We start from the raw sequence: 11,872 nt of genomic DNA, 5'->3' as shown, positions 1-11,872 counted from the left end.
CTGGAAGCGCGCTTTGCGGCCATTAAGAAACGCAATCCGGCTTGGCTCGGCAAGTCTGCTGTGGTTGTGTGGCCGGGAGATATCGGGGCCTATCCCTCCTCAGACTTGCGAGGTCGTTTCCTGAGGGATCTTGGGTTTGTTGTCTCCGAAAAAGTAGAAGCGCTTGTTCGCAGCGATCTTTTTTATGTGCGTGTTTCTCCAGAGGATTTGGATCCGATTGATACGGATGTGCTAATCTGGCTCGACTTTGGCTCAGGTGCCTCCCAAATCAACACTTTGCGGCTCCGACCAACAATGCGCGTCTACAATGAAGGCCGTGAGGTGGTGGCGACGCCTATGATCGCAGCTGCCCTCTCACATTCCTCACCACTCAGCCTGAGCTTTGCTTTGGACCAGCTGGAACCGCTGATCGCAGCAGCGATTGATGGCGACCCGGCAACACCTGTTGCAACTTCGGTTGAAGCAGGCATCACCCGTGCACAGCAAATGGAGGGGCAATGATGTTTGCTGAATCCGCTCAACGAGTTGGGACTGGTGATAGTCTTGCTCACTCCGGTCAGTCTCGAGGTGGCTGGTCACTTGCGTTTGTAGCCATTTTGGTTGTTTTGTCTGTGGTGTCGCTTGGTGCTGGTGTGCGGGCAGTCCCACTCTCGGCAATCAGTGATGCTTTGCTGGCAACTGATCTGAATAATCCGGATCATATTGTGATTTTGGAAATGCGTGTGCCGCGGCTCATAGGTGCGCTTTTGATTGGTGCATCTCTGGCAATGGCTGGTGCCATCATGCAGATCGTAACCCGCAACCCGCTGGCTGATCCAGGACTGTTCGGTGTGAATGCTGGTGCCTCCATGGCCGTTGTGCTTTCCATTTGGGGTGCGGGCATTTCAGCAACTGGGATGTTCATCTGGCCCGCGATGGCCGGTGCATTTGTGGTGAGCATTGCGGTGTACGGGCTTGCCAATTTGGGGCAGGGCGGTGCCAGCCCTTTGCGTATGGCTTTGGCTGGAGCTGCTGTCAGCTCGTTCCTTTTGGCATTGGTGCGCGGTGTATTGCTGGTCAGCCAGCAAACGCTGGAGACCTATCGCTTCTGGGTCGTTGGGTCACTGCAAGGTGTGAAACCGGAAATCTTACTCCAACTCTGGCCGTTCTTTGCTGTTGGTTTTCTGGCCTGTCTTATTCTTGGGCGTTGGCTTAATGCTTTATCGCTTGGTGAGGATTTAGCGAAATCCCTTGGCACCAAAATGGGCCTTGTCAAAGGACTGAGTTTGTTTGCCGTGGTCTGCCTTTCGGGCGGGTCCGTCGCATTGGCCGGGCCAGTTGCGTTTGTGGGGCTTGTTGTGCCGCATGTTGCACGACGTTTTAGTGGAGCGGACAGCGCTTGGTTGCTGTTGTTCTCAGCTCTGCTAGGCGCGTTATTTGTGCTTTCGGGAGACATCCTTGGCCGAATAGTGCTCGAAGGTCGTGAGTTGCAAATTGGCGTCACAGTGGCCTTGGTTGGTGGTCCGTTCTTCGTCTACCTCATCAGAAAAACAAGGATGATGTCTCTATGAAGTTGCTCAGTCATCATCTCGTCATTCCGCTACCCGGTGGTGCATTGCTCATGCGCAAGCGCAGCGCTGTGGTTGGTATAGTCTTGCTAACACTCAGCCTTGTTTCGGTGATTGCTGCGCTTTGGCATGGAGCCTATCCCATCGCGGCAAGCCGCATCCTTCCGCTGTTCTTCAGCGGGGAGGGCGGTGTAGACCAGCTCATCCTGCTGGATGTGCGGATGCCGCGTATTCTTGTCGGGGTGTTTGTGGGCGGTCTTATGGGCATGTCCGGTGCAATCTTTCAGGCACTTATGCGTAACCCACTGGCATCACCAGATGTGCTCGGGTTCAATGCAGGCGCTGCGTTTGGTGCATTACTGACGATCTTCCTGTTTGGATCTGCTGCCTACGTGTTCTGGGGTGCTGTGGCTGGTGGTGTGCTGACGGCGCTTCTTGTTGTTGCACTGTCCTGGCACCGCGGCTTGGATCTGTTCCGGTTGATCATGGTTGGCATTGGTACTGGCTTCACCTTGCTGGCATGCGCTGACTTCCTCATGTCGCAGCTTGACATTCAGCGCGCATCTGACATGGCCAAGTGGCTTGTTGGCAGCCTTGGGCAAGTGCAGAGCGAAGATATTGCTCCTGTTGCTATTGCATTTGTGGCTTTGGGCTCACTGGGCGTTGTGTTGCAGTACTTTTTGGACAGGCTTGCCTTTGATGAGGATCTGGCAACCGGGCTTGGTCTTAAAGTGAATGGACTTCGACTGCTCATGGTTGCTGTTGCTGTGGTCATGACCGCGACAGCTGTCGCGGTTGCTGGCCCGATTCCCTTTGTGGCTTTCGTCTCCGGCCCCATAGCACGTCAGCTTTCCCGTACTCCATCATCAGCACTCATCCTTGCTGCTGGGATTGGCATTTTCGTCACTTTGTTATCTGACACCGCAGCACGCACATTGGTTGCAGCCTTCCAAATGCCAACCGGTGTTTTTACAGCTCTGATCGGTGCTCCCTATCTCATTTGGTTGCTTGCCCGGCAGGCGAAACGGAACCTCATCTAATGCTTGATCCTAAAGAACACACACCGTTAGAGGCCAGGGGTCTTGGGCTTTCGTTTGGATCTCATAGTGTCCTGAAAGACTTTAACCTGACTATTCCAAAGGGGCAGATCTCTGTCGTAATTGGCCCCAATTCCTGCGGAAAATCAACGCTTCTGCGATCATTAGCCCGGCTGGAAAAACCGAATGCTGGCACTGTGCTGCTGGATGGCAAATCCATCCATAAGCAGCCCACCCGCGAGGTTGCCAAGCGTCTTGGTATATTGCCCCAGATGCCTGTCGCGCCTGAAGGTATCACCGTCGGTGATCTGGTAAGCCGAGGCCGCACGCCTCACCAGTCTGTTTGGCGCCAATGGTCCCGGCAGGACGAAGTGGCCATTCAAAATGCGATGGACATGACAAAAGTGATTGAGTTGCGAGACAAGCCTTTCAGCTCGTTGTCAGGTGGGCAGCGTCAACGTGTGTGGATTGCGATGGCGCTGGCACAGGAGACCGATCTACTGTTACTGGATGAACCAACAACCTTTCTCGATCTCGCCCACCAGATAGAACTGCTTGAGCTGTTGAAGCGATGCAATGAAGAACAGCAGATGACAATCGTTGCTGTGCTGCATGATATCAACCTCGCTGCGCGCTACGCTCACAATCTCATCGTGATGAAGGACGGGCAGATTGAAGCGCAGGGCAATGCAGCCAAGGTCATCACACAAGACATTATGAAATCAACCTTCGGTCTGGAATGCTACGTGATGCCCGATCCGGTGAAGGGAACCCCGCTGGTTGTTCCAGCTTGATGCCAACAATATTTCGATAAAACAAGACGAGCACTTTGATGACAACCACTGCAACAGAACTTCATAGGATCGAAAGCCTCATTCCCGGTATCGAGTTTGCCAAAGCCATTGAGCTTTTTGCTGCCGAAGCAATGCTCCATAATCTGACGCTGGAAGAAATTACCAGTACCCACTACCGCGTGAATTCTCCCGTCGGAATGGTTGAGTTTCTGAAGGCAGATACAGAGGCGAAGCTGGTGATTTCAGCACCATCTCAAGAGGCACTGCATCTGGTGAAAGAGAGCATCGAGCATCTGATCGGTCACATTGATGTAAACATTCCACCTCAGATGGTCTGGAGCGGGGATTTTACAGCAGGCGTTCACCCGCCCAACTTTCTCGAAGTTCAGGTTGTCAGAACAGCGGCTTTCAGCTCCAATTTCATACGGGTAACCGTTGCAGCGAAGGGAATTGAGCGCTTCTTTGAAGGTGGGCTGCACTTCCGTCTGTTGTTCTCGAAAAATCTGGGTTTTGAAGCCAGATGGCCCTATTGGGATGACAAAGGCCGCACGGTCTGGCCTGAGGGTGATTATGAATTGATGCGCCCTGTCTACACTGTTCGCCAGTTCGATAAGTCAGCACAGACTATCGACTTTGATGTTTTCCTGCATGAAGGCGGGCCGACAGCGGAGTGGGCTGCTCGCGTTAACGAAGGGGACAAGGTTGGTCTGCTTGGCCCTGGTGGCGGGTGGATTCCTGAGGCCGAGTATCTGTTGCTGGCTGGCGATGAAACAGCCATTCCAGCTATCTCACGCATTCTCGAAAGTTCTCCTGCTGGTACGAAAGGTGCGGTGATCATCAGTGTTTCAAAAAAAGGCATGGAAGCGCCAATCCCGTTACCTGAGATAATGAGCCTTGAGTGGATTTATCAGGATACTCATGGTCATGACGGATTATTTGAAGCTGCAAAACAAATAGAAATCCCTGAGGTTCAGGAGGCATTCCTCTGGTTTGCTGCGGAAAAGAAAACTGCCAAGAAAGCGCGCAAGTATTTCCGTAATGAAGTTGGTTTCAAAGCCGACAACTGCTACATCGCGGGGTTTTGGGAGGAGGAATAAGCTCTCCTAAAACCCAAAGAGCTTTGCGCCTTGGTAAAACAGGAATGACACCAGCCAGGCATAGCTTAGAGACAAGATCAGCGAGAAACTGGTGAACTGCCATGACTTTCCTTCTGAATGCACCGTCGCAATGGTTGTTAGACAAGGCGTGTAAAGCAGGCAGAACAAGCAGAAACTATAGGCTTCCAGCGGTGTGACACTCACCGAAATGGCTTGAGAAACACCACTGGCAGATAGTGCGTAGATTGTAGACAAAGATCCGATGACGATCTCTTTGGCGATGAAACCGAAGATCAGTGCCAGAGTAAGATACGGATTGATGCCGATTGGCTCCATGATCGGCTGAAGCAAAACGCCCAGTTGGCCGCCATAGGTATTCAATCCTTCTGCGCCAACTGGCAGGTTCGTCAACAACCAAACCAGAATGCAGCCGATGATAATAAACCGTGAAGCTCTTCTGATGAACTCACGCACCTCACCCCAACCTCTGAGTAAAACTTGTTTGACTGTCGGAATCCGATAGGGGGGTATCTCCAACAAGAAGGGTTCCTGGCTCTTGAACTGCTTGGAAAAGCTAAAGATGGCGGCCGTTGAAAATGCGGCGAGGAAGCTGATCACGTAAAAGGAAAATAACACTAGTGCACCTTTGGAACTGGGAAAGGTGGCACTGATAATAAAAACGAACACAGCAAGGCGCGCAGAGCAGAGTGAAAATGGAATAACCAGCATAGCCAGCAGGCGCAAGGAGCGGGTACGCATGACCCGCGTGCCCATTAATGCGGGTACATTGCAACCGAACCCCATCATTTGCATCGCAAAAGCGCGGCCATCCAGCCCAACGCGGCGCATCAGAGCATCCATCAAAAAGGCAGCACGCGCCAGATACCCGCTATCTTCAACAGCGGCCATGCAAAAGAAAAAGAGCACAAGAAGCGGCACAAATGATGCGACCGTCGACAGACCAAGCCATATGCCATTGATCAAGAAGCTATTGAGCCAGACAGGCGCCCAGGCCAAACCCGGCTCCAGCAGTATCGTTTGTACCCAGTCAGCACCTCGGCTCACAAGATCCTGAGAGGGAAGGCCAATCTCCCAGATCACGGAGAAGATAACCAGCATGCTGAGAAAGAACATGGGCAGGCCCAGCAGCGGATGCAAAAACAGCTGATCCAGCTTTTCCGTCAGTGTTTTCGGCCAGATTTTGGGAAGAGTCACGCAACCTTTCAAAGCATCATCGAGCGTTTCCTCAGTCATCAGTGTTTTGAACAGCGAGTCATAGTCCGCCAGAACTGGCTTGCTGGCAAAGTCAGAGCTTAAACTGTCTGAGACTTGTTTCATGGCATCGTCAAAGCCGGTGCCGTATTTGGCGCTGATCAAAGCCACCGGCATCTTGAGAGAATTCTGCAACTGCTCAAGATCAAACGTGATACCGAGCTTATGAGCTTCATCGCACATGTTGAGCATGACAACAGCAGGCAGTCCCAGCGCCTTCACCTGCAAAGGCATCAGGATCTGTCGTTCAATCTGCGCTGCATTGATAACGATAATAACCAGATCAATCGGAAATTTTGTCAAAAACCGGTTCACGACGGCTTCGTCTTCAGATCCGCCTTCCAGATTATAAATACCCGGCAGGTCGACATATTCCACGTTTCTCCCTGCTAAAGGCACACGCGCGCGCATCACATTAACGGTGATGCCTGGCCAGTTGCCAACGGAGGCGCGGGCATTGGTGATGCGATTAAACAGCATGGATTTGCCAGTGTTTGGCTGACCGATAAGTGCAATACGTGGGGTACTCTGGGCACCTGCCTCAGGCCGAGGGTTCATCGCCTTTGATCTCCTCCACAACAACGCAACGTGCTTCAGAACGTCGGATCGCAACCTGTGTTACCTGATTGACACGAAGCAACATGGGGCCACCCAACCAAGCAAGCCGCATAACGCTGACTTCCTTCCCAATGTTGATCCCCAGTGCGTTCAGGCGAACGACCAGAGCACGACCATCAGATGTTTCCTCACTCTCGATTTCTCGGACAATGGCTCTTTCGCCTTTGAGAAGGTGATCGAGACTGCGTGTTTTCGGTGCATTGCTCATAATCTGTTCTTGAGGCGTTGGAGTGAAGTTGAGGTTTAAACTCATAAATAGACAAGCTCCTGTCAGCAAACTGGTTAGAAGCGTGTTGCCGCTGGCTTGAAAACTTAGCTAAAGCAGAAATTATTGTAGTTTTCCCGCAAGATCTAATTGCGAATAACTTGCAAGTAGTGATTGAAAATATGAGTGTAATTCTCTAGTTAAAAATCATTAGTTGGTTAGCCAGAACGACTCGTTCGAGCCAGGCCGTTGAGTGCTAGGTAGAAAATGGCTAACGACAGCAGTGCCCATATTGCAGGGCAGGCGCGCGTAACTTCACACAACGAGCAAGGTGATCGTACAGCCCGTTCAGTCATTATCGTGCTGGCGGGGCTTTATGTAGCTCAGGCTATTCCGGTTTATCTTGTCGCTGCGGCCATGCCGGCGATCTTCCGCGCACAAGGCATCAGTCTTGTCAGCATTGGCTCTATGGCTCTTTTGATGCTGCCCTGGGTTGTCAAGTTCCTCTGGGCGCCAATTGTTGACCGTTATTCCTTCGCTGCCTTTGGAAGACGCCGAAGCTGGATCATCCCGATGCAGCTTATCTCCGTGGGCATCATCACTTACCTTTCAACACTCAATGTCGCCGAGCAACTGCACATCCTGTTTCCATTGCTGATGGTTCTGGCGCTGTCCTCCTCTACACAGGACATTGCGACAGATGGCTTTGCCGTTGAACACCTCGCCCCGAAAGACCAGCCTCTTGGCAATGCAGTCCAGGGAGGCAGTGTTGCCGCGGGTGTGTTGATCGGTGGTTCTCTGTCCCTGTTCCTGCATGATCTGTGGGGGTGGAGCTTTGCCCTCAAAACAGCTGCTGGCCTGTCATTTCTCACTTTGCTGCCACTGCTCTTCTTCAGAGAAAACCCACGGAAAGACAAAGGTGTCGATGGAGAAAGCAAGCCACGGCCATCGATCATTGGATTTGTAAAGCGCAACAACACGTTGATGCTGTTGTTTTTTGCACTGCTGTTCCGCCTGCCTGAGGGGCTCGTCAAAGGCGTTGAGCAAGCATTTCTGGTGGACTACGGCTTTTCTCTTTCTCAGATCGGATTGGTTAGCGGAGGTGCAGCCGCTTGCGTTGGCTTGGGCGGTTCAGCGATTGCTGTGGTGCTGATCAAACGAGCTGGCCTGATGCAGTTCCTCTGGCTCATTGGCACTTTGAGGACTTTGTGTTTCCTCGGCTATGCATCTGTAGCTTTGCTGGACTATCGCGGAGTTGCAGTGCTCGTTGGCCTTTCTGCCGCCAACACCTTCATCCGCTACATGGAAATCGTCGGTCTTTACAGCGCATTCATGCGCGTCAGTTCGCTCAAGCAAGCTGGTACCGACTTCACCATTCTCAGCTGCGCAAATCTATTCGTCTACATGCTGGGCAGCGTAGCTGCTGGCTTTATCGCGCAGCATTCCGGCTACGGCATCCTCTTCTCGCTCGCGACGGTCTGCTCAGTCGCAGGTATTTTGGCGAGCATGCACTTCTTCAAAAAAGCATCCATCGGCAAGGGGCAACAAACTGCCGAAGATGCAGATCTTTCAACAACATCACCGATAAAAACTTAGGGGGCAATATGAAACGCGTCGCTATGGGGAACAAAGGTTCCTTCGCGCGAGTGCTACTGTGCACTGTCGCGCCTTTCGCAATGTTTCAAACAACATCCATCGCAACCGCACAGGATGCCATCGAAGACGACACCGACCTAACCGTCGTCGTAACCGCCAGCCGCACCGAGGAATCCATCTCCTCGATCCCGGGCACGGTGCAAGTGATCTCCGGCGAAGAACTGCAACAAGCTGTTGCCGCAAATGGAGATATCACGACAGCTTTAGGACGTTATGTGCCGGGGTTGAATCTCAGCAATGATACACTCAGTGGATTGGGGGAAACTTTCCGCGGGCGCTCACTACAAGTTTTGGTCAATGGTAGTCCACGTACATCTTCTCTGCGTAAAGTAAATCGTGTGCTCAGCCTCATTGATGCAGACAGCATTGAGCGCATTGAGATTATCAATGGCGCGAGCGCTGTGTATGGTGACGGCAGTACAGGCGGTATCATCAATGTCATCACCAAGAGTGCGAATAAAGAGGGCTTCAGTGGGTCTTTCTCTACGACCATCTCTGCAAGTGAGCGCAATGTTAAAGATAGTGCGCATGTGCTCACGAGTGTTGAGGCTGGATACCGGAGAGATGGCAAGAGCATTCAACTGAATGGTCAGTTCAAGAATACGGGTGATTTGTTTGCCGGAAACGGCACGCGCGTACCAGAAGATCCGGCAACTGGGCAGGGGGGGGGCTCTGGTATCGAGCAATACAATATCTCTGGTCGTGTTGGGTTTGAGGCTGAACGGTTTGATGTCTCAATTTACGCGAACCTGCTTAAAATGGAGCAGGACATCGAGTTTTACTCTGACTTCACATCAGATCCGGTTTTTCAAGACACCAGCTCTCCCTACAAGGGCCTAAGCCCGATGGAAGACGCCAAGAACCTGACTGCGACGTTAAATGTCTACGATCTCGGGCTTCTCGGCGATGCCAATATCGAGCTTTTTTACAATGACACTGAAAGACGTTCGGCTTTGGTTCCATTAAGTGACGCTAATCCGTTCACTTACTCTCCAGATCCTGATCGCTCTCAAAACTCAGTGTTTATGAAACAGGTTGGAGTTCGTACAACATTTGATCGTGACCTCAGTAATCTCTACGAAGGGCTGGAGTTTAGCTACGGGGGCGATTTTACCTACGAAGATGTAACCCAGAAGCTACCTGATGGCCGTGATATCATTGGACCAATGAAGCAAAACTCTTTTGCAGTCTTTGGACAGCTCAAGGTTCCTCTCGGAGAGATGTTCGAACTGCGTGGCGGCCTTCGTTATCAACGCTATGATCTGAGCGTGGGTGATTATACCCGTCCATCAGGTACTTATTACTATCAAGGGCTACATATCCCTGTTGCGGAAGCAAGTGTCAAAGGCGGGGATGCAGTTTATGATGCTACAGTCTTTAATCTCGGTGGTGTGATGCATCTCAATGACAATCTGGATCTATTTGCAGGTTTCTCTCAAGGGTTCTCTGTACCAGATGTCGGAGGTTTCACTCGTCGGTCACTGGACAACACTAATCCGGGTCGTACAAAATTTGATTTTTCTGATTTGAAGCCAGAAGCAGCCATAGTAAATAATTATGAAGTAGGTACACGCTTCAATGACGGCAAATACTCTCTTGCTGCTTCTGTTTATCTCTCAACAACGGATAAGGGTCTTACATTCAACCCATCTGCAAGTGCTCTCAGGCAGAGAAAAGAACGCATTTGGGGAGCTGAGCTCAATGCGAAAGCCGCTGTAAATGCAAATTGGGATCTTGGTACTGTCCTTGCTTACAAAGAAGGTGTTTATGACTATGACGAGGATGGCGACCTTGATGACGCGTTGCCGAATAATCGCATTGGTTCTCCATTCCAAGCAACCCTTTATACAGACTATCGTTTTGAGAATGGCGTAAGTCTTCATGGTGAAGCAATCTACGGCTCCGGGCGAAATGTTGATGATGGGAACCCAGAGTCGGAAGACATAAAGCTGAAGCAAACGTTCACCGTCAATGCAGGCGCAAAATACGCTGCAGACTTTGGAACTGTAAAATTTGGTGTAGAAAATGTGTTTGACACCAAGCAGATCAATGTAACAGCAAGCTCCGGCCGCAACCGAAACGTCCTAGCCGAAGGTCGCCGCGTCTTCTTGCAATACACCAAGACGTTTTAAGTTATGCAAATGTTAGGCAGGGCTCTGCCTTGCTTGCAGGTCCATCTGATAAATACAAAAAACAGCGCAGGGACTAGAGGTCCTGCGCTGTTTTTGCTTTAGCGAGTAGAGTGAGGGTTACTCGCCGGGTTCGAGTACGTCTTCGTGGTCAACGACTTTCCCTTTCACCTTCATCCAGACTGCTGAGGCAATCAGCAGGGCTGCGAGGATGCCGCCGATGGTGGAGACTGTCATTGGCAGGCCGAATCCAAGTTTGGTGGAGTTCAGCAGGAAGGTCACAACAACGGTGGTCATGAAGGTTGCCGGAATGGTGCAGATCCAATGCAGCTTGTTATGACGCAGCAGATAGGCAGCAGCAGTCCACAACATCAGTGCGGCAGTTGCTTGATTGGCAACGCCGAAGTAACGCCAGATCACTCCGAAATCCACCTGAGTCAGGAGTGCTCCGCCAACGAACAGTGGGATCGCCAGCAACAAACGTTTTGGCATCTGGTTCTGTGGCATGTTGAAGAACTCAGCCAGGATCAGACGTGCAGAACGGAAAGCTGTATCGCCAGAGGTGATCGGCAGGACGATAACACCGAGTACTGCGAGGAAGCCACCAAACGTGCCCAGAAGACCGTTGGATGCTTCGTAAACAAGGTTCGCAGGATTGCCGCCCATGCCTTCAGAAAGGCCTTCAACGCCGCCGAAGAAGGACAGAGCAATCGCACACCAGATAATCGCGATCACGCCTTCACCAATCATCGCACCATAAAAGACAAAGCGACCATTTTGTTCATTCTCCATGCAGCGCGCCATCAGTGGAGACTGAGTGGCATGGAAGCCGGAGATCGCACCACAAGCGATGGTGATGAACAGAGCAGGCCAAAGTGGCATGTCATTCGGGTTCAGGTTCTGGAAGAAGTCACCAGCTTCAACACCCGGCAACATGGAATGTTCGCTGGACAGCAGCAAAGCGACGGTCAAACCCACAGACATAAACACCAGCAGAGCCCCGAAGAACGGGTAGAAGCGTCCGATGATCTTGTCGACAGGAACAATGGTTGCGATCAGGTAGTATGCGAAGATGCAAACCAGGAAGATTGTAACATCAACACCGGTCAGGCGGCCGAGCAGGCTTGCTGGAGCAGACACAAACACCACGCCTACAAGCAGAAGCAATACAATTGCAAAGATGTTCATGAAGTGCTTTGCGCCGCTGCCGAGGTACTTGCCAGCAAGGTTCGGGACGGATTGCCCTTTGTTGCGAACGGACAGCATGCCGGAGAAGTAATCATGCACCGCACCTGCAAAGATGCAGCCAAAAACGATCCAGAGCATTGCTGCCGGACCATACAGGGCGCCAAGGATAGGGCCAAAGATTGGTCCAACGCCTGCAATGTTCAGCAATTGAACCAGATAGACCTTCTTGGTGGACATTGGCACATAATCGACACCGTCAGTATGTGCGTGGGCAGGTGTCTGGCGTGCGGGCTTAATCCCGAAAACCTTCTCGACAAACATGCCGTAGA

General features: G+C 51.7%; 9 protein-coding genes and 1 pseudogene. 7 read left to right on the top strand and 3 right to left on the bottom strand.

The window, feature by feature from the left end; all coding sequences use genetic code 11:
• The 5 genes and pseudogenes from PPL9_RS11525 to PPL9_RS11505 all read left to right on the top strand — a co-directional run.
• Positions 1 to 501: pseudogene (locus tag PPL9_RS11525) on the top strand (iron-siderophore ABC transporter substrate-binding protein); the annotation flags it as partial.
• Positions 501 to 1,550, top strand: a complete 1,050-nt coding sequence (locus PPL9_RS11520; protein WP_057462832.1) for an iron ABC transporter permease — start codon at positions 501 to 503, stop codon at positions 1,548 to 1,550. The pseudogene PPL9_RS11525 and the gene PPL9_RS11520, both read left to right, overlap by 1 nt.
• Positions 1,547 to 2,587 carry an iron chelate uptake ABC transporter family permease subunit gene (locus tag PPL9_RS11515; RefSeq protein WP_057462831.1) on the top strand — a complete coding sequence of 347 codons (1,041 nt, stop codon included), beginning with the start codon at positions 1,547 to 1,549 and terminating at the stop codon, positions 2,585 to 2,587. The genes PPL9_RS11520 and PPL9_RS11515 overlap by 4 nt, the downstream gene beginning before the upstream one ends.
• Positions 2,587 to 3,378, top strand: a complete 792-nt coding sequence (locus tag PPL9_RS11510; RefSeq protein WP_057462830.1) for an ABC transporter ATP-binding protein — start codon at positions 2,587 to 2,589, stop codon at positions 3,376 to 3,378. Before PPL9_RS11515 ends, PPL9_RS11510 begins: the two co-directional genes overlap by 1 nt.
• A gap of 38 nt (positions 3,379 to 3,416) precedes the next feature.
• Positions 3,417 to 4,475 (top strand): siderophore-interacting protein, encoded by a 1,059-nt coding sequence (locus tag PPL9_RS11505; RefSeq protein ID WP_057462829.1) that lies wholly within the window; start codon positions 3,417 to 3,419, stop codon positions 4,473 to 4,475.
• Between the two features lie 6 nt (positions 4,476 to 4,481).
• Here the strand turns inward: PPL9_RS11505 and feoB are convergent, their stop codons facing one another.
• Both feoB and PPL9_RS11495 read right to left on the bottom strand, forming a co-directional pair.
• A complete protein-coding gene (gene feoB / locus PPL9_RS11500; RefSeq protein WP_057462828.1) occupies positions 4,482 to 6,305 on the bottom strand; it encodes a ferrous iron transport protein B in 1,824 nt (607 codons plus the stop codon).
• Positions 6,289 to 6,618 (bottom strand): FeoA family protein, encoded by a 330-nt coding sequence (locus tag PPL9_RS11495; RefSeq protein WP_057462827.1) that lies wholly within the window; start codon positions 6,616 to 6,618, stop codon positions 6,289 to 6,291. The genes feoB and PPL9_RS11495 overlap by 17 nt, the downstream gene beginning before the upstream one ends.
• Positions 6,619 to 6,837: 219 nt before the next feature.
• On the opposite strand from PPL9_RS11495, the gene PPL9_RS11490 reads away from it, so the two are divergent.
• Together PPL9_RS11490 and PPL9_RS11485 are read left to right on the top strand one after the other, a co-directional pair.
• Positions 6,838 to 8,166, top strand: a complete 1,329-nt coding sequence (locus PPL9_RS11490; protein WP_057462826.1) for an MFS transporter — start codon at positions 6,838 to 6,840, stop codon at positions 8,164 to 8,166.
• Between the two features lie 8 nt (positions 8,167 to 8,174).
• Positions 8,175 to 10,358 (top strand): TonB-dependent receptor, encoded by a 2,184-nt coding sequence (locus PPL9_RS11485; RefSeq protein WP_208989319.1) that lies wholly within the window; start codon positions 8,175 to 8,177, stop codon positions 10,356 to 10,358.
• A 117-nt stretch (positions 10,359 to 10,475) separates the two neighbouring features.
• Here PPL9_RS11485 and PPL9_RS11480 read toward each other — a convergent pair.
• On the bottom strand, positions 10,476 to 11,872 hold a 1,397-nt coding region (locus PPL9_RS11480), incomplete at its 5' end, for a carbon starvation protein A (protein WP_082596777.1).

It is taken from the genome of Pseudovibrio sp. POLY-S9, assembly GCF_001431305.1.
In the GTDB taxonomy this organism is placed as follows: domain Bacteria; phylum Pseudomonadota; class Alphaproteobacteria; order Rhizobiales; family Stappiaceae; genus Pseudovibrio.
Note: the sequence above shows the minus strand (reverse complement) of the source record. Positions and strands in the feature narration are given on the sequence as shown.